Origin of the sequence: Paenibacillus herberti (assembly GCF_002233675.1) — a bacterium.
GTDB classification, from domain to species: Bacteria; Bacillota; Bacilli; order Paenibacillales; family Paenibacillaceae; genus Paenibacillus_O; species Paenibacillus_O herberti.
In genome coordinates, this window is the sequence record NZ_NMUQ01000002.1 from 76975 (window position 1) to 95516 (window position 18542).

18 protein-coding genes and 2 pseudogenes are annotated in these 18542 nt (G+C 44.5%); 8 read left to right on the top strand and 12 right to left on the bottom strand.

All coding sequences use genetic code 11. The features are described 5' to 3' along the window. Window positions 1–85: 85 nt before the first annotated feature. From CGZ75_RS12980 to CGZ75_RS13000, 5 genes and pseudogenes are all read right to left on the bottom strand, one after another. Window positions 86–1036 (bottom strand): metallophosphoesterase family protein, encoded by a 951-nt coding sequence (locus tag CGZ75_RS12980; protein WP_089524748.1) that lies wholly within the window; start codon window positions 1034–1036, stop codon window positions 86–88. Window positions 1037–1293: 257 nt separating this feature from the next. Next, window positions 1294–1962, bottom strand: a complete 669-nt coding sequence (locus tag CGZ75_RS12985) for a hypothetical protein (RefSeq protein ID WP_089524749.1) — start codon at window positions 1960–1962, stop codon at window positions 1294–1296. A gap of 132 nt (window positions 1963–2094) precedes the next feature. Next, on the bottom strand, window positions 2095–2421 hold the full coding sequence (locus CGZ75_RS12990) for a DNA polymerase beta superfamily protein (RefSeq protein WP_176444827.1): 327 nt from the start codon (window positions 2419–2421) through the stop codon (window positions 2095–2097). Between the two features lie 96 nt (window positions 2422–2517). Further along, window positions 2518–3627: an IS200/IS605 family element RNA-guided endonuclease TnpB gene (tnpB, locus tag CGZ75_RS12995; protein ID WP_089524751.1), complete on the bottom strand. Its 1110-nt coding sequence runs from the start codon at window positions 3625–3627 to the stop codon at window positions 2518–2520. Between the two features lie 111 nt (window positions 3628–3738). Next, window positions 3739–4224: pseudogene (locus tag CGZ75_RS13000) on the bottom strand (nucleotidyltransferase domain-containing protein); the annotation flags it as partial. 253 nt (window positions 4225–4477) lie between these two features. On the opposite strand from CGZ75_RS13000, the gene CGZ75_RS13005 reads away from it, so the two are divergent. Continuing rightward, window positions 4478–4969: a stalk domain-containing protein gene (locus tag CGZ75_RS13005; RefSeq protein WP_089524753.1), complete on the top strand. Its 492-nt coding sequence runs from the start codon at window positions 4478–4480 to the stop codon at window positions 4967–4969. Window positions 4970–4981: 12 nt separating this feature from the next. Here CGZ75_RS13005 and CGZ75_RS13010 read toward each other — a convergent pair whose 3' ends face one another. Beyond that, window positions 4982–6223, bottom strand: a complete 1242-nt coding sequence (locus CGZ75_RS13010; RefSeq protein ID WP_089524754.1) for an ISL3 family transposase — start codon at window positions 6221–6223, stop codon at window positions 4982–4984. 136 nt (window positions 6224–6359) lie between these two features. Between CGZ75_RS13010 and CGZ75_RS26480 the strand changes: the two are divergent. From CGZ75_RS26480 to sstT, 4 genes and pseudogenes are all read left to right on the top strand, one after another. Next, window positions 6360–6611 (top strand): annotated as a pseudogene (locus CGZ75_RS26480) (NPCBM/NEW2 domain-containing protein); the annotation flags it as partial. Window positions 6612–6890: 279 nt separating this feature from the next. Then, window positions 6891–7088 (top strand): helix-turn-helix transcriptional regulator, encoded by a 198-nt coding sequence (locus CGZ75_RS13020; RefSeq protein ID WP_089524756.1) that lies wholly within the window; start codon window positions 6891–6893, stop codon window positions 7086–7088. Between the two features lie 5 nt (window positions 7089–7093). Further along, window positions 7094–7483, top strand: a complete 390-nt coding sequence (locus CGZ75_RS13025) for a hypothetical protein (RefSeq protein WP_089525857.1) — start codon at window positions 7094–7096, stop codon at window positions 7481–7483. 270 nt (window positions 7484–7753) lie between these two features. Then, window positions 7754–8983, top strand: a complete 1230-nt coding sequence (gene sstT / locus CGZ75_RS13030) for a serine/threonine transporter SstT (protein ID WP_089524757.1) — start codon at window positions 7754–7756, stop codon at window positions 8981–8983. 189 nt (window positions 8984–9172) lie between these two features. Here sstT and CGZ75_RS13035 read toward each other — a convergent pair whose 3' ends face one another. Both CGZ75_RS13035 and CGZ75_RS13040 read right to left on the bottom strand, forming a co-directional pair. Beyond that, window positions 9173–9577, bottom strand: coding sequence for a type II toxin-antitoxin system VapC family toxin (locus CGZ75_RS13035; protein ID WP_089524758.1), 405 nt, complete (start codon window positions 9575–9577; stop codon window positions 9173–9175). After that, complete coding sequence (locus CGZ75_RS13040; protein WP_089524759.1) at window positions 9574–9807, bottom strand: hypothetical protein; 234 nt, start codon at window positions 9805–9807, stop codon at window positions 9574–9576. Before CGZ75_RS13040 ends, CGZ75_RS13035 begins: the two co-directional genes overlap by 4 nt. Before the next feature lie 129 nt (window positions 9808–9936). Here CGZ75_RS13040 and CGZ75_RS24565 point away from each other — a divergent pair, with 129 nt between their 5' ends. Continuing rightward, window positions 9937–10071 (top strand): helix-turn-helix domain-containing protein, encoded by a 135-nt coding sequence (locus CGZ75_RS24565; protein ID WP_245850846.1) that lies wholly within the window; start codon window positions 9937–9939, stop codon window positions 10069–10071. Window positions 10072–10089: 18 nt separating this feature from the next. On the opposite strand, the gene CGZ75_RS13050 is transcribed toward CGZ75_RS24565, so the two are convergent. From CGZ75_RS13050 to CGZ75_RS13065, 4 genes are all read right to left on the bottom strand, one after another. Continuing rightward, window positions 10090–10413, bottom strand: a complete 324-nt coding sequence (locus CGZ75_RS13050; protein WP_089524761.1) for a nucleoside triphosphate pyrophosphohydrolase — start codon at window positions 10411–10413, stop codon at window positions 10090–10092. Window positions 10414–10439: 26 nt separating this feature from the next. Further along, window positions 10440–10889, bottom strand: coding sequence for a hypothetical protein (locus tag CGZ75_RS13055; protein ID WP_089524762.1), 450 nt, complete (start codon window positions 10887–10889; stop codon window positions 10440–10442). Window positions 10890–10953: 64 nt separating this feature from the next. Continuing rightward, window positions 10954–11343: an 8-oxo-dGTP diphosphatase MutT gene (gene mutT, locus CGZ75_RS13060; RefSeq protein WP_089524763.1), complete on the bottom strand. Its 390-nt coding sequence runs from the start codon at window positions 11341–11343 to the stop codon at window positions 10954–10956. Between the two features lie 13 nt (window positions 11344–11356). Next, window positions 11357–14509 carry a DEAD/DEAH box helicase gene (locus tag CGZ75_RS13065; RefSeq protein WP_089524764.1) on the bottom strand — a complete coding sequence of 1051 codons (3153 nt, stop codon included), beginning with the start codon at window positions 14507–14509 and terminating at the stop codon, window positions 11357–11359. A 93-nt stretch (window positions 14510–14602) separates the two neighbouring features. On the opposite strand from CGZ75_RS13065, the gene CGZ75_RS13070 reads away from it, so the two are divergent. Together CGZ75_RS13070 and CGZ75_RS13075 are read left to right on the top strand one after the other, a co-directional pair. After that, entirely contained in the window at window positions 14603–15607 is a 1005-nt protein-coding gene (locus CGZ75_RS13070; protein WP_089524765.1) for a hypothetical protein, read from the top strand. Continuing rightward, window positions 15520–18504 (top strand): AAA domain-containing protein, encoded by a 2985-nt coding sequence (locus tag CGZ75_RS13075; protein WP_089524766.1) that lies wholly within the window; start codon window positions 15520–15522, stop codon window positions 18502–18504. The genes CGZ75_RS13070 and CGZ75_RS13075 overlap by 88 nt, the downstream gene beginning before the upstream one ends. Window positions 18505–18542: the final 38 nt, after the last annotated feature.

The window sequence follows — 18542 nt, forward strand, 5'->3', positions numbered from 1 at the left end:
GTTTTTGCGTTGTAGGCATTCGGCTTTTCAAGCAATCTGGTATCGATTCCATAAAAACCGATCCAGCTGCTCGTTTTCATGGAAACTATGCCTCTGACAGTGTGCTTTCCTTTTCTTCCAAAAGCTCTTGACGGTCCACCGTGCCGTCATCCAGACGCAGCCAAGACTCATATGTCCGTTGGCCTTCCGTCAGGTTAATAATCCTCGCTCCACGCGGGAAACCTTCCCTACCGTACGTATGATAACCGGTGGCGCGCCCGTAGCTTAACGTGATTCCAAACATCGTGCCTGCGTAATCGTTGACATGATCATGTCCGGTGAACACACCCGTTACATCGCCCATCTCCGCCATAGAGGCGAAAAAGCCAGAATTGACCTTGCCACAGCATACATCCTCGTGCCGTTGACCGCGGCAGCCGCCCTTTTGCCATACTTCATCGTGCTCGGGAAGCGGGATATGGAAAAAGGCTAGTGATGGAAGCGGATTGCCGTCATTGCTCTCCGTGTAACCGCGAGACGTTTTGCGATACCAGTCGATCTGATCGTGGCGCAGCCAGCTGTAACCCGACACAACCGAGCTGATAGGCGAGTATTCGCCAGTGTCGAGGAAATAGAGCACGCTGGCAACATTGCCATCGCGGCCTTGCACCGCAAGCTCATAGTTGCCATACCCGGTAATACCGGGCGTATGCCCTGTCAGGCTGCCTGGAATAGCCATCAGGCCCTGCAGCACTTCTTCGCGAGTGGCTTTTGTATTCCTCTCGGCATCGTGGTTGCCCAGTACGCCCGCCCATGGGATACCGCGGGAAACGACTGGCTCGACCGCCTGTCGAAGCGCTTTCAAAGGATCGTCGCAGCCAAGCCCATAAATGATATCACCCGTAAATGCGACAAAATCGGGCTTCTCCGCATCCAGTACCTGCTCCATCAGAGCTCCGGTCAGTTGGTCTTCTTCGTTCCCGTTCTGCCAATGCAAGTCGGTGAACTGGACGATTTTAAACGTTCCGTCCTCGCGAAATTTAAGCAAGTTAGACATTAGTGAGACTCTCCCCTCGATTGCAATTTTGAAAAGAAAGGACTGCACGGACTTAACAGCGGCCAAATCTGCTGATGCATTAATTGTACATCGTGACGTTGAATCTGTCAGGAGTGAAAACCATGCCAAGGTCAAGAAAAATGCCTCTGCCGGAAAATAAAATAAACCTATCGTCCAAAATCCGGCTCTGAGCCCTAGATACAGGCTTACAGATCGGGAGATCGGACAATAGGCTCAGTCGGCGAAGCGACGATTCGTTATTTTTGCATAGCGTCGGGATACACAATCGTATTAAAAACTTTGCCCGACTTCTCATCCTGAAGCTTGATCGTTGCCTTGTAGTCTTCCGGCTTGGCGCCGGAGAACAGCTGGTAATACATCGCCGGCAGCGCAAGACCCATAGCGGCAAAGCTATCCAAGCTGCCTTCATAAACTTCTTGCTCCACAATGAGCGTAAACTCGGAGAAGCTGTCGTTATGCTTCACGTCCTTGATTGACTTGAAGTTCTCTCCGCTCTTCACATCCTCTACGGACTGCAGAAGAGCCTGCTTCATGCTGTCCATCATTTCCTTATATTTGCTATTCGAAATCTTATAAGTGATGGAGCCATCCGCATTTTTGACCGTTTCATCAATGCCATCCTTCTTGGCCTGTTCGACCACGGCATCAATATCCTGTCCCGTGAACATGGAAGCAGGCAGCGTAATTTCATGGTTCAGGATTCCCTTATCTACTTCAATGCCGCCTTTTCCGGAAGCACTTGCCGCTGGACTCGCCGGTGGGCTGGCTGCCGGGCTTACCTCGCCCGAAGCAGGAGTTTCCTTATTCGTGCTGCTACCGGCAGCCTCATTGGAACCCGCTTGATTACCGCATGCAGACAGCAGCAGAGCGAGCACCGCCGTAGCGGCCAATACCGATTTCTTCATTTTTAATCCTCCGATATTCTTTTTGTCATGCAGACCCTTATTGCAATTCCCTCTGTTCTCTATCGGAAAATTGCAGTAAAAATTTAGCTCATTATTATTATTTATGGGATGAAATTTTCATGCCGTTGAATTTCAGTTTACCGAAAAGGACCAGCTCTCGCGCAGCGCGCTTAGGAACCAATCGTCCAGTTGAACGGAATTCGGTCCCGCTACTGCCGGAAGCTCCGACGCAAGCTGCGTGTAATACGCCAATCGCTCAGCGAGATAATCCTGAAGAATTGGGATTGGAGGCTCGTTGTCCAACTCCTCCCCGCTTCTTTTGCGGAACAGCAGCTCATCCACCACATGCTTTAGCTCACTCCCGTCCGGCAATAAAGCTTCCGTCAACTGTTGAAATTCAACTGGCGGTATACTGCCTCGCTCCTCTAACCACTGACAAGCGAGCGTTGAGCGCAGCACTTGAACGCTCCCGCCACCTGTGGAGGTGGGGGATTCTTGCGAACAGAGAAGCAACCCTTCCCTTTATTAGCAAGCGATCCCTGCGGTTCCCGCAGTTCAGTTGGGATTTCCCAATAGTCGCAGACCTTCTTGTCTGATATTCATACTGGCGTTATGATCGCGATCATGATGGGTACCGCACTCGGAACAACTCCATTCCCGCAGGCTCAGCTGTTTCACTTCGCGATTTCGGCTTCCGCACACATGGCAAAGCTGGCTGGATGGGTAGCTCTTTGCCACCGTCTGGATTTGACGGCCATACCAAACCGCCTTATAGTTCAGCATGGTACGGATCGTTGCCCAACTGGCGTCCCCGATCGACTTGGCCAGCTTGTGATTTTGCATCAGGTGACTTATTTGCAGCTCTTCTAGACAGATCGTTTGGTTTTCACGAATCCACCTGGTGGACAGCTTGTGCAAAAAATCCTGCCGACAGCTCGCGATTTGTTCATGGATACGCGCCATCTTTTGCTTTGCTTTTGTATAATTTGAGCCGCCTTTTGTACGTCGCGACAATCGGCGCTGCCAGAAGGCCAGCTTCTTTTCGTATGGGCGCAGATGCTTGGGATTGGAAACGACTTCTCCGTTACTGCACACTGCAAACGATTTGAGGCCCAGATCAACGCCAATAATGGATTCCAGTTCCCTAAGCGGCTCAATCTCTAGTTCGCATAGAATCGATACAAAGTATTTCCCACTTGGGTTTTTCCGTACTGTAGCCGAAAGAATTCGACCGTCCACGTCTCTGGACTTGGCAAAGCGGACCCATCCCAGCTTAGGGAGTTTCAGACGTTTGCCTTCAATCGTAATATTATCGTTGGTATATTTGGTGGTATAGCTTTGGACGGGATTCCGTTTCGACTTGAAACAAGGCATCTTATTCTGTTTCTGGTGAAACCTCGCAAAGGCATCCGCCAGGTTGCGAACGCTGGATTGCAAGGCAATGCTGTCCACTTCTTTCAGCCAGGAAAAGAGGCCTTTGAGGGACGGAATTCCAGTTGCACATGTGTTGTAGGTCAATCCTCTTCCTGTTTCTTGATAAGCTTCATTCCATTTGCCAAGGAAGTGATTGAAAACAAAACGGGCGCATCCGATGGTTTTTTGAATCAGAATCATTTGTTCTTGAGTCGGATAGATTCGAAAGCGAAATGCCTTGTGATGCAACATTTAACCATCACTCCCGACCCGTTTATCCCCCCCAATTATAGCACGTATGTTCGCTTTTTACACCAAAAAAAATGCCGATTCATCCCCACCTTGTAGAAGGTGGAGTATTCTCGGCAATTTTAGATAAAAATACTTTTTCAACCTTACCCGATCGCTCTGCAAGTAGGTTCGAAAGTTGCCCGTGGCCAGGCTATGATAGTGATGCAGACATGACTTAGGCGAGTACAGCCCTGGAGCCGCCTTGCGAATTCCTTCGATGACGGTGCCCCGTTCCAGATAGCAGATTGGTGAATATAACCACTCCAGGAGCGGTGGATTGGACTTGGCCAAAAGCTGTAGTGCTTTTCGTAGGTCCCAGCCGCTCAGATCCAAGCTGTCGCTGATGGGACGTTCGATAACATCCCGACCCGGATGCACCTTTAAATACCACTCCATCGGCCTGATATAGAGAAAACGTACATCGTAATCACTATCCTTGGAAGGAAAACCCCAGGCACGGCTGCCAGACTCACAAACGTAGAGAATTCTGACGTTCTCCTCGCGCTCGATGCGACCCAGCTCGCTTCCAATCTGTGTCCATTTTTTAGTATCAATCATATTTACAGCCCCCTTGATTTCACCTCAGCCATCGCGCTTCTATAGGTGATTGTCTGTTGTTGGAGCTATCATGTCATAGCCGGAACGAATGGAACAGGGTGGATGTATGGCGAGAGATGGAAGATCTCTTTTCGCAGATACATAGGACTATTATCATATCGTTAATGAATATATTTGCGGAAAATAGGAGGTTAGTCGCGCATTTCGTCGAATTTATCATAGGTAAATTTAACCAATTGGAGGATCATTCTTTATGAAAGACAAAGTAAAAGGTTTAGTTGTTGGGGCAATACTCGGAAGCATGATTGCCGGCGGATCAGCCTATGCCGCAACCAATGTAAAGCTTAGCGTTGCTTTAGAAAATGTGAAGCTGATGTTTGACGGTGTACATAAACAAACGACACAAGCTATTATTTATAATGGTCAGCTGTATGTTCCAGCTAAAAGCGTGGCACAGGGAGTTGGAGAGGCTTTCGTTTATGATGGCAAGAATAAAACCGCTTGGATTGGGAAAAAAGAGGGCCAATTTAAATACTTGGATGAGATTTCTTATGCACGCATGGATGGGGATGAATACTCAAAAGGAAGTATCTATTTCAAGAATTGGAAATACCCATCGGGTCTGAAGTTCAATATTGCGAGCAATCAATATTTACATGGGATTGGTTCCATTCTTGATTCGGGTTACAACACTGGTGAAAAAAATTCAATTGACTATAATTTAAAGGCTCAAGCTAAAAACTAGCGGTTGATCATTTCAACCAGATAGACGATGTCGATTGCATTCAATTAAAATGCCTGCTTTGTAGAACGTTTGATTAGGCATAAAATAGCGCCTGCGCTGATAAGCTTTAATGCGATTGTGTCGTCCTTCTACGGTGGCATTTGTCCAGCGGCAGCGATGGTAGTTCACGATTTCCGCTTCCCAATTTCGCATGGTTTTTAGTGCGCTGCGCACCGCATCATGATTCACCGATTCGCCTTGCTGGCACCAGCGCTGAAAGCCAAGACAGGCAACATGGACATTAAGGGAATGGTCATACCATCGGGAAAAAGCTTCTTTCCATTCCCATACTTGGCGTAGCAGCGGAGAGTAACCAAGCAGGATATCGAGCTCAGTCCTACCTTTATCTGACAACGTCTCGGCTGGCGGGTTGAGTAGATGATGGTGGCTTTTCAGGATGGCCCTGGCTCGTGGTGCGAGCGTGTGTTGGACCGATTTCCGCACGGCCTGGACACTTTCTATCACATAACCGTGAACATGAAAACGATCTGCAATGCGGATTGCATTCGGAAAACATTCGCGAATCCACGTGTGATACGCCTGAGCCAAATCCATCACCACCGCTTTGGGTTTCAGAGCCAGAAAGTCGGGATGTTGCTTGGCATACGCACGCAACGCTTCTAGTTTTCGACCCGGGAACAAGTCTAGCATCGTTTCGCCGCGAAGGTTGTGAATACCGGTATTGTAGGTGTGTCCTTTTTTAATGGCAAAATCATCGATTCCAAGTACTAGCCCTGAAGTGTTTTGAGCTTCACACCAAGCCTGTTCCGTCAAGCGTTTGCTTTCTGCTGGAAGGGCATCCTGATGCATGCGCTGTACCGTACTGACAGGCACTTCTTGCATTTTTGCGCTATGAGTTGCTGTAGAGCCAAAAGCTTGTTCCACCGTTTGGGTGCGGAAAGCCCAGCTATATCGCTGTTTAGGACCCACAAAGTCATACATCCAAACGAAGCTGATTTGGCAACGTGTGCAAGCCATGCGAATGGAAGGCACATGCAGATAACTCTTTTTGCCAAAGATGCTTAGATGACGAATCTTGCGCGAAGCATTACGACCATCACGCTTCACATCTTGTTCGGAATGGCAACCGGGACAAGGTTGTTTATACGTAACAGGCGATGCCTCTAAATGAACTTCCTTGGTGTCTATGGAAACGATTGTATGGAGTTGTAACTCTGGTAATCCGAGAAGTTCGTTGATATAATGTAGTGGCATCTGTCATTTCCTCTTTTGTTGTTGGGTAGGACTTTCAACAATACAGGATTTGCAGATGTTTTTCCATTTTTATCCCCAGTTAGGCTTACTTCGATTTTTCAACCACTAATTTTAGTTTTGAGCCAATTTAAATGGTAAGTTTAAAAGGTTGTCTGGTTTTGTAGGGATAGATGATTTTACGAAGGATACAAATAGTACAGGAACAGTAATCATCTTAGGAGATGGACAAGAAATTTTCCGTAAAGATGGACTTAAAGGCGGCGACCTTCCGCTCGAAATTAACGTAGATCTTACCGGAGTATTAAAACTTCAGATTCAATTCGAGAGCTCGACTAATAGCGGTGGGCAGATTGACATCGTAATTGGAGATGCTAAACTACTGTACTAATCAACTAACCCCTTTGAAGACAATCTACGTCTTCAAAGGGGTTTCTTCCTTGTTTCGATGGTCGGTTTTACTAGGACTCCTTCCCCTTAACAAACAATCAAGATGAACTCATGATTATCCCTGTCATCTTAAAAATATTGATTATCCGAATCGTGTTCTCTGCATCCATATGTACTGGAATACATCCTACATGTAAAACACATTTGACATATGTTCATCATTTATATACATTGAAGATGTAAAATATCTTTTACACTCTCAGGAAAAGTGGTTAGAGGAATGAACAATAAGATAAAGGAGTTCCGTGAAGGGCTAGGCTTCTCGCAAGGAAAACTAGCTGATCTTTGCGATGTTAGCCGACAAACAATTAATGCGGTTGAGAACAACAAATACGATCCTAGTTTACAGTTAGCCTTTGATATTGCGAAAAATTTAGGAGTTACCGTTGATGAACTTTTTCTGTCGGAAAGGAAATGAACAAGATGAACACAAGAAAAATCGCTTCGATCCTATTGTGCGTAGCCGCTTTGGTTGTAATAGCATTTACAATTTATAAGCTAAACATTGGGAAGCAGGTTGGACTTAATGAAGTTATTTCAATCAGCACCTTGGTAATGATGTACTTCTCCACTATCACTTGGGGAAGCAAGCATAACAAAGACGGTATTTTGCAAGAAGAGGAGCTGGGCCAGCGAATTACGGAAAAGAGCTCTAAAATAGGCTATTTAATTCTAGTTGTTCTCATACTCGGAGCAGTAGCTTTAGACGAATTAATAAATAACAACGTTAATGTTTTCCTCCTAGCACTGCTCGGCTTGTCCATGATCCTGTTGCCGATGATCGAGTTCCTATACAGCCGAAAATATCGGTGAATGAGATCTTATTTATTCTCTAATGTTGGCATGGCAGAGATTTCATTCATGTGATATATTAATTCGGTGAAGCATTCACACGTAAAAGTGAAATCAATTCTTAAAATTAACCAAAAATTGGGCTATTCTATTAATTCAAACAAGGATTAATCGTAATTTTCACCGAAGTTAGATAACACGAAAAGGAAGGGAGAGGATGATGGATCACACAAATGTCGTTTGGCTGAGCTCGGTAAGAAGGTTATTTTAAGATTAAACTGGAGGGAACTAATGAAAGCACTGCTACTAAAATGGAACCAGATGAGCTTGGTAAAACGAATTCTAGTGGGTATTATAGCCGGTGTTATTCTAGCTTTATTGCTTCCTAGTGCAACCGTAATTGGCATGTTTGGATCTCTGTTTGTATCTGCCTTGAAGGCAGTTGCTCCATTGCTTGTCCTGTTTATCGTAATGTCTGCCATTACCAAACATCAAAAAGGTCAAAAAACGAATATGAAGGAAATTCTTGTCCTCTATGGATTAAGTACGTTTCTGGCCGGACTGATCGCAGTTATAGCCAGCTTTATTTTCCCGGTGAAATTGTCGCTCGTCACGGGTTCCGCAGAACTGACACCTCCCGACGGGATTGCAGAAGTATTGGAGACGTTGCTGTTCAGCGTCGTTGATAATCCGGTGAGTGCACTCATGAACGGCAACTATATCGGAATTCTCGCTTGGGCTGTCGTTATTGGCATTGCTTTAAGAAGTGCCAACAACCAGACCAAAGACCTTCTCACCCATTTATCCGATGCAATATCCCAAGTCGTAAAATGGGTCATCCAGTGGGCGCCGCTTGGCATTATGGGGCTTGTTTTTAACTCTATTACTACAAACGGACTCTCTTCCCTGCTCGATTATGGGAAGCTGCTACTGATCCTAATTGGCTGTATGTTATTTATGGCGCTAATCGTTAATCCGTTAATTGTTTATGCGAATATTCGCCGGAATCCTTATCCGCTTGTGTTACTTTGCTTAAAGGAAAGCGGCATTACGGCCTTTTTCACCCGCAGTTCAGCTGCAAATATTCCAATCAACATGAGGCTTTGCGAAAAATTGAAGCTGGATTCGGACACCTATTCAGTATCCGTTCCTTTAGGCGCTACAATTAACATGGCCGGCGCAGCGGTCACAATTTCAGTGCTGACCCTTGCCGCTGTCCATACCCTTGGCATTGAAGTCGATTTTGGCACGGCACTCCTTCTTTCCGTCGTGTCCGCTATAGCTGCGGCAGGTGCCTCAGGCGTTGCTGGCGGGTCGCTCTTGCTCATTCCGCTGGCTTGCAGCGTATTCGGCATCCCCAATGAGATCGCGATTCAGGTCGTCGGCGTAGGCTTCATCATCGGCGTTCTGCAGGATTCGTTTGAAACGGCGCTCAACTCTTCCTCGGATGTGCTGTTCACAGCGACAGCTGAGTATGCCAAGGAGCGTAAGGCGGGCGGAGATATTGCTGTTGGGGCATAGGTAGCCCCGAGTTTATAGATGGAAAGAAGCCTCCAAATCCACATCAAGTTGTGGTTTTGGAGGCTTTTTTGCTCTGATCCCGGAGTGGGCCGCATAGCATTAAAGACAATGGGTTGATGTCCATCCTGTCTAATTGATCTATCTGTTGTGTAACCGACTCTCAACTAATCGTAGATGAGACGGCTTCACTTAATTTGACTCAATATTTAAAATTGGAATATCCAATTCATTCTGGACAAAGCTCATGTCAGAGTCTCTAGAAACTAATGTAAGTTCATGAGCCAACGCTGTCGAAATAATAAGCGCATCTGGAGTTTTTAACTTACGTCCTTTACCTTTAAGATCCCTGCGAAGCGTTCCGGCAATCTTCGCAATTTCTGATGTAACATCGATACATCTTTTTATAGTAAACAGCTTTTCTGCACGAAGTTGTTCCTCGTGTTTTAATCCTGCGAACACTTCAGAAACCGTAATTGCAGAAAAATAAATTGGCATTTTATCACGGGAAGCCTGTTGAACAAAATCGATAACATTAATCTCGTTAATAAGAATCGCAATCGCAATATTCGTGTCCAGGAGATAACCTTTACTCATGCATTCCAGTCCTCACGCGATCTATTGACTTCTTCAAGGAGCTCTTTCCCTCGTTCAGGCGTTAATGAACCGGCCGCCTCCAAAAGATCATCAACGGAGCAATCTTCCTCCTGAGCTTCAACTGTTTGCTTTTCTAGGTCAATCAATACACGAGAGTTATTTATATTGAGTTTTTGAAGGATAGATTTTATTGCACTCGCTGCTTGTTGATCCATTTTTTTGGAGATCATCTTCATCCCTCCATTGTGTAGCTTAATTAAGTCATTATAACATACGCGATGTTGTTTCAATAATTATCATTAATCGTCAAGATCTTGGGACGTTCTTTACTGACATGTTGGTTTCGATGCCAGGGATATGTGGACGCTGAGCTCATCCAGACTTGGATTCATTGTGAATTCGGTCGGTCCTTTACGCTTCGAGGCGTCTCCAAACTGCTGGTAAGACTCGGCTTCAACTACACCAAAGCCACCTATACGCTAGATTTTCCGTAATCAGCCTGACGTAAAGCCTTAGTCGTCGACATCGATCAAATACACCCGCTCCCGGAATCCGCCGCGCGTCTCCGCCTTTTTCTCTCGGAGAGCTTCAATCTGCTCCCAGCTCGCTCCATGCGCAGCCGCCATTGCGCGTATGACCTCGAGCATATCAGTGAGCTCTTCCAGAGCTTCTTCCGAGTTTTTAACTGCGAAATATTCGTCTGATTCTTCTTTGAGCTTGCGATTCAGTTCGACGGTATATTCTTGTTCGTCCAATATGCGGGTACGGAATTCTTTGCCCGTGGATTGAATGATGTTAGGAATCAGATCGCGAACGAGTTTGTTGTATGTGGGCATAATAGATGTTTCCTTTCATGGAAAGTTTAATCTTCCTGACGACGGCTTTCTTCAACAGCCTCCTTCTCTCGTTCAATGTAATCCAGCGCTTCTTGATCATATGAGATTTCACCGCAATGGGTACAACGATTAGCTGGCACTGCCGGAATGGTACACTCTATTTCTTGAACTATGATCTTTTTATATTCCATAAATACTTCTGATCCCTGCTGCCCGCATGAATCGCAGATTCTATCGTTTATACTTCCATCCAGCTCTTTAAATCTCTTAACTTCCTCTTTGTCTCCATCGCACAGTCCTAAATCAATTTCTAGTTCGAACAGAAACTCGCATATAATATCGTGGTGCTCATCCGACAAAGCAGAGCTAAGCTGATATTGATTCAATAAACTGACCAAGCAAAAATCCGCAGGCAAATGTACGCCATTTACTGACTTTATTACGCCAAGCTCTTTTAACTCTTTGTTTGTCAGCATATGTTCCTTCCTTTCACTGTCAACAGAGGCATCTCTTGTCTATGCTAGTCCTACGTCTGAACAACTATGACCTCTCTTCTCTAAGTCTTTCTACGAACGCAATATCCGCCGGGGCAAATTCAAACTCCGTCAGTTCATTTGCATAAACCCATTTGTACTCATCGTGATCAACCAAGATAATATTCCCGCTCACCAGTCTGGCTCGATATGCATATAAGCGAATCTGTGTTGTCCCATAGCTATGATCATTCAATCCAAATGCTTCATATGGATCTATACTTATATTCATTTCTTCCAGCAGCTCTCTTTTCAAGCATTCCTCTGCCGTTTCGCTGCTCTCAATTTTCCCACCGGGAAATTCCCAAAACCCTTCCTGCGCCTTGCCTTTTCGGCGCCTTGCTATGAGAATCTGGCCTAACTCATTCTCAATGATGGCTGCTGCCACCTCAATCATACCAGTACACATCCTATCCAATTGCTTTATTGGCTACGGGGACCAGTTCCGGAGGCATTTCATGCTTCAATTTCCAGACAAAACTCATCGGCTTATTGCCCTCATGCCGCACATATTCAGCTTCCCCTAAAAAAACGAACGAGGATGTATAGTTATTTTCTTCTTTAAATTCCCGGACGAACAAAACAATTCGATTTCCCGTTTGTTTATGTTGAATGTATCTCTTTGCTGTGTTGGTCTCTTCCGAAATTCGGCTTTGAGTCTGCCAATGGAATAGGCGCTCATTAATCGCATAGTCCTCATAAAGGGTCGACGGAGAGAAGTCCTTATCCGATTTATTTAACGTAATAAAGAAAATATCCGTTGCCTTTTCCTCGAGATACTTTACCCCTTCGCGGAAAGACGGTGCCTTCTCTTCGTTCCAAACTCCAAAGGCTGCAAGTATCTGATCGGTTGAATAGTTACAATGTAAATCTAATGGACACGGGTAAGGAAGCTTGTTTCTCTTATCCACAAAGGTGATATGTGCGTAATTATATTTTAAAATTTCTAGAATTTCTTCTCGCAGCGTCAAGTTCTCAAGGATAAATTGGACCCCTTGGCTAATATCGTTAAACCCTTGCTTGGAGGGCTCTGAGCGGAAGAAGGTATAGTAGAACAGATTCAACATCAAATGTTCTTCCTCCGTTTCCACCTCCTTTTCACCCTCGATATAGGCGATTAAAAACCCCAAGATTCTACGTGAGTTCATGCTTAGCAATGCCGGAATTCTCTTTATGAGTGGCTCCATATTATTCATACCCAGCGACTCCAGCAAACCTGCTTCAGCCATTAACCCTCGTAATGTCCGATTACCGTTGCGTCCACCATAAAACTCATAGAGACTCATGTTATGATATCGCGTAAAATTGTCCAGTGTTAAGCTTAACCCGCTGTCTTCTGTGAAATATTTGATCTTGCCAATTAGATTTCTACGATTAATTGTTGCTTGCTTTAAATTCCGTAGAATATAATCCCTGGCCTGTTTCTCAAGCTGGACAAAACTACCACGGGGCAAACTTGAAAAACCATGTTCAACATAATGTTGAATCGAATGCTTTGTTTTGCCTAGTAGGGCTCTGAACTTGTCTTGAAAGCGATATTCTTGATGAGCCTGACCAATAAAATCAAGAACCGTCAAACATTCCTTACGATCCGCTAGCCGGAGCCCACGACCAAGCTGCTGCAGAAATACAGTCATACTCTCGGTTGGCCGCAGGAACAATACCGTATTTACTTCTGGTATATCCACCCCTTCATTATAAAGATCCACAACGAAGATGACTTTGACATCCCCCGAGACTAATTTCCCCTTGGCCGTGTTACGTTCCTCATCGGTGGACCTGCCATGGAGTGCAATCGCAGAGATACCCGACTCGTTAAATACCTTCGCCATATAAAGAGCATGATCCACACTCACGCAAAACCCAAGCGCTTTTACCTCGTTGATGTCCGTCGTGTATTTCTTTAAGCTCGTTAAAATTTGACTTGCTCGAATTTTATTGTGCGTATAGAGCTGCTCCAACTCATTGAGATCGTATCCCCGTCTAGACCATTTCACCTGTGACAGGTCAATGTTATCCGTTACTCCGAAATAATGAAAAGGAGCCAGTAACTTGCGATCGATTGCATCTGTAAGTCGAATTTCTGCCGCAATTGTATCATCAAAGTAATGCAGAATATCCTTTCCGTCCATTCTTTCAGGCGTAGCCGTCAATCCTAATAAAAGCTTGGGCTCATAATAAGCTAACAGCCTGTTATAGGATGGTGCGGTAGCATGGTGAAACTCATCCACAACGATGTAGTCATAAAAATCCAAAGTCGTTTTTTCCGCAAGCTTGATTGAATTAAAGCTCTGGATGCTGATAAATAAGTGATCCACAGAACCTGCTTGATTACTACCAACTTGAAGCTCTCCAAAATTCAGATCCTTCATAATGAAGCGGAAAGTGTCCAAGCTTTGCTTTAAAATCTCTTCCCGGTGGGCGACAAAAAGCAGTCTTGCTCTTGGGTTCCGCCCGGCAAATCGTTTATAATCAAACGCAGAAATAACTGTCTTTCCTACACCGGTAGCAGCGACCAGTAAATTCCTCGTTCTCCCGTAAACAACTCTTTGCGCTTCGAGCTTTTCGAGAATTTCCTTCTGGTAGTCATAAGGGGTCAATGTAAAATGAAAAGGAATTTGAGCGCTCCCCTGCATTTTTGATTTGCTCAAAGCTTGCCGCAAAAGAGTTTGATTAGACTCCTCTGTCGGATCAAAAGCTTTAAACTCACGATCGTTCCAGTAACTCTCGAATGTAGCCTCAATCTTTTTGAGTACGTCATAGGAGTCCCTCTCCGTCACCTTGAGATTCCATTCCAAACCGCTTGTGAGCGCAGGATTCGATAGGTTGGATGATCCTACATAGGCTGTCGTAAACCCCGTATCTCGCTGAAATAAGTAGGCTTTGGCATGTAGCCGGGTCCGATCCGTGTCATAGGAAACTTTAATTTCTGTGTTCTGCAGCTTGCCAAGCTCGATGACAGCTTTATAGTCCGTCGCTTCCATGTAAGTTGTTGTAATTACACGAAGGTGCCCGCCATTGGAAGTGAATTGCTCCAACTGTTCGATCAGGCAGCGTAGTCCGCTCCATTTAATAAAGGAAACTAACAGGTCGATGCGATCCGAGGTTACAATTTCTTGTTTGAGCTCGCTCATCATATTCGGCTCAGAGTGGGCACCTGTGAATAAGGAGCTTTGAGATAATGGCGTCGTGGGCCTGTTGATCTTGGTTTCTTTAATACCACGAATATGATTGAGCTTAGAATAAACGTAGGTTAATAATTCACCTCGTTCATCTAACTGCCACTCCTTCAGTTCCTCATGCCCCAACGTACTTTTCAGCGACTCGATAATATCGTTACAAGCACGAACCTGCATGAGAACGGCATGCGCGTCATCGCTGCTTTGTTCACGGACCATTTTCAGCGCTCGGCGTGTTACTGCCGCCAAATAATTGGACAGCTGTTTACGCGCCTCCTCCGCATCGAGCGCTTCAATTCCAATTTCATAAAGAGATGGGTCCAGCTCTGAGAGTTGTTTCCTTGTCAGTTGATTGATTAGCTGCTCGTAAAGACCGAGTTTCATGTTGCACCTCGTTTAAAGAAAATTTCGAATTCAACCGATAGATGTGACTATAATACCAATATAAACCATTAGATAGTCCGGAGGTTCTAAACTTTGATTCAAAATATATTGCAATACTATATCGATTACGAAAATACGATGCGTTTTGCCCAAAGTTCCCTTGCTGATAGATGTGAAGGAGAATATTATAACCGAGGTATCGTGAAGCAGGGTTCTTTGCTTTATTCGGATATGCAATCGAAAAAAATCAGATTAATTCAGAAGAGATTATTACATCTATTGAACTTTAAAGGCTCTGAAATGCAAAAGAACTTAACCAGCCTTTTAAATGATTTAGTTCCAAGTTTTCTTGACGGGACGATGGACGTGGATACATTTCTACAAACCTTAAATGTTAATTCTCATCCTAATGAAAGAGCTATGAGGACATTTTTAGGAGAAATTATCCAAAATGACCAATTGACCTTATGCTACCCTTTACTAACTAAAGTTGTAAAGAATAAAAAAATCGTTCACCCTTTGATCGTGTTTACGTGTCGATTAAACCAGGACGATACTTTACATGTAGAAAAATTCACCATTAGCCGTGAGGCCCTAACAATCGTTGCAGCCTATTGCGACGACCAGTCACATATGGATACGGAAACAGTAAAAAGCAAAGAAATAACCGAGGTCTTGCATGCTCTACGAGATTGCAAACAATCAAACATAGACGAAATTTTAAAAATTCTATATCGGGAGCTAAATATTAAATTCGATCAACGGGAACCCAGCTTTCTTGAAAACCCTAAATACTTTAAACCGTTTGAAGGCTGGCGAATGCTTGAGCAAGCTTTTGTAACTCTAGATTGGTTTGGGGATCTCATTGAACCTATCTTTCGTAAAGAGCTGCATCGAGTCAAAAACCGTATGGAGTCTCTTCCGTCGAATCTATTGAAAAAGTACTTGGCTGGAGACGACAACAGCCAGCTATTTGAATCATGCGAACAAGCTGAAGCTGATTTGTTCCATTGGGGCAGTTACACGGATCAATATCCGTTAACGAGAAACAATGGCAGATTATTGGCCGAGGAGAAAAATCAGAACTGCTTTCGGTGAATGGTCCCCCTGGAACAGGAAAAACGACTCTTTTAAAAGAGCTCATTGCCGACTATACCGTTAGGAAAGCGTTGTTGTTGGTGGACAATTGGGATACTTCTTGGGAACAAATCGATGCCGGGAATAAAAAGAAAGCTGTATACCGTTCACCTCTAGGCGGCGTCAATCCCTATTCTATTATCATAACGAGCACGAACAATACCGCAGTTGACAATATCGGCACCGAGCTAAGAAAAGAAATCCCCTTTTTAAACTCATTTCTAAATACACTAGCCGAACCTCCGGAGGATACTTCCGGCTTGTTTTGTGCACGCTTAGGCAACAACTCAAACATGGAGAGCTTCCGTTCAGGGCTGGTAAAGGCTTTACTAAACGGATTACGTAGCGACTCGCAGATTCAGCCTTCACTTGGAGTTATAGAACGATATCGGAACCATCACAACTCCCTTGATTGTATTCGTAAGCTCCTGAATCAATGGACTCTGCAGAAACGACAGCTCAGCTCTCACCTTCAAGTGTTTGTAGGCAGCGAAGAATGCTTAAACCAAGCAATATTCGCCTATGAAAAAAAGATTCAAGAGAAGCAACAAGAAATGATTGTTGTGGAGAAGCAAGTTTATCAATATAAAACAGCATTCTATGAAGCAGATGAGCAGTTCAAACTACATCAAGCTGCCGAGAAAAAAATTTCAACCCAGCTCCCAGATCAGGAAGAATCGATCAAGAACGCTTATTCGATTCTTGAGACTTTTCGTCAAAAAAAGCAAAGCTGGCTACGCTTCTTCCTGCCAAGCTATATAAGCTATCTGCGGAGCTATGTTTCTGAATCTTATATTGAGATAGAGCTGATCTCCAAAGCTAAACAAGCTCTTCACGACTCTAACGAGCAATTAGTCTCCCATGTAGCTCAGGCACGGCTCAAAAACGATGAGGCCTGTCAATTTAACGAAAAGGCAGAAACTTGCCAGAAGTTATACGATCAGCTCCAGTCAGAGATAACACTATTGTCAGAAGACCTTAGCCAATTAATTAACTGCCTGGGGACTGGTAAGCAAGTATCGTCTGCTATCCTGCAGGAAGATGAAGATTTAGATATCTGGTCGGCCTCCCAATACCAGTTGACCAATTCATCCGTACTGTTGAAGTTAAGGTATCAGCTCTTCCTAGATTCTCTGGAAGTCATCGAGCAATATATCATCAAACACAGGCAATTTATACTTCACAATATGGAAAAGATTCTTGGCGAACGATGGTTTCAACCTTTCTATAGCGTTGACCATCAAAGAGACGCCGAGTATAAAGAAGCACTTTTAGCATTGTGGGAAACCTTTTTCATCTGCTTCCCGGTAGTCACAACAACGCTTCATTCTTTCAAGGAAGACACGTTTCAGCTCCTCCCAGGAGTTGTCGATACGGTGTTCGTAGATGAAGCTGGGCAAATTCTGCCTCACTATCTTTGTGCTCCGCTTTATCGAGCAAGAAGAGCCATTGTTGTCGGAGATGTAGAACAATTGGAGCCTGTCCGCACAGTGCAATTGGATTTAATTAATGACTATAATAGCATCCCGGAAACCCTGCATGCATCGGTTTGCGTGGAGCGAAACAGCGTTCAACATTACGTTGACCGTAATTCCGATTGGTTTGAGCTTTTTAAAGGCCAAAGGGTTGGATTGCTTTTAACCGAGCATAGACGTTGCGAAGCTGCCATCATGCGCTTTTCAAATCAATTTGTTTATGAAAATAAGCTTGTCATCACTAATCCGGACAGTCACGACCAACTGTTCGGGCGCAACATGCTTGCATTTGATGTACGTGGAGCTAATAAAAGGAATGCGAACGAAACGGAGATTCAATTCTGTCGTCGACTAATTGATAGATACAAAGAACTATATGGTCCCGAGATTGTGTCGGAGATCGCAATTATTGCACCATTTTATAAGCAAGTACAAGAACTGTCTCGAGCGATTCCTGAAGTTAAATCCGGGACGGTTCACTCTTTCCAAGGTCAGGAAAGAAAAATCATTTTATTTACCTCCGTCATTGATTCCTACACCGGAAAACTAGCCGGATTGAGTTCATTCATCGGCGGCAAGAGCAATATGCTTAACGTGGCCCTATCAAGAGCCAAAGAACAATTTGTCTGGATTGGCAATCTGGATGTTATGCGGAACTTAAAGAAAGATAACTTCTTGCATAAACTTTACAAAGTCATGCTTGAAGTAGGAGCGTGCTTTAGCCCATATGACAACGAAAATATTAGAGGCCATTTTAAAGATAGTCATGATGCAGAGGCGTACCAATTATACGCGGACACTGTCAGCGGAGGTCCGTCGGCGAGTCCATTCCAGAACTACTTGAAAGAACAATTTCCGGCCGGAATTATTCTGAAGCCTGCCCAACACCATGCGCTGCTGCTTAAGGCCATCCAATTGGCATCAAAGAGTATTCGGATTCTCTCTCCATGGATGATGTATACGGTAGTTGATGAAGCATTTCGTCAATCTCTTCGTGAATCGATGGACCGTGGGGTGGATATCCGAATTGGCTTTGGTTACAAACCATCTAAATTAACATTGGCAGATATTGATAAAATTGTGCAGCTGGACAACTTCGGCAGTGGATTAGAGAAAACCCGTGATGCCGTCGAGTCTCTGTTGGGAATACTGGGGGATCGCCTGGCTTACGTCCCTCCCATTCACAGCAAGATTTTGCTTATTGATGATCAGTTTCTTTTTATCGGATCGCATAATTGGTTATCCAACAAAGGCAGGCAAAACCGAGATGAAATAAGCTGTCTACTTATGAAACGGGAAGCCATAAAGTATGTACAAGAACAATACCTAGAGCCTTTGTTAAGTAAGGGTTTGGACGATACTGGGGATTCGCAATTTATTTAATTCCAAATCAAAGGCGCTGATAGCTCAGCGCCTTTTTT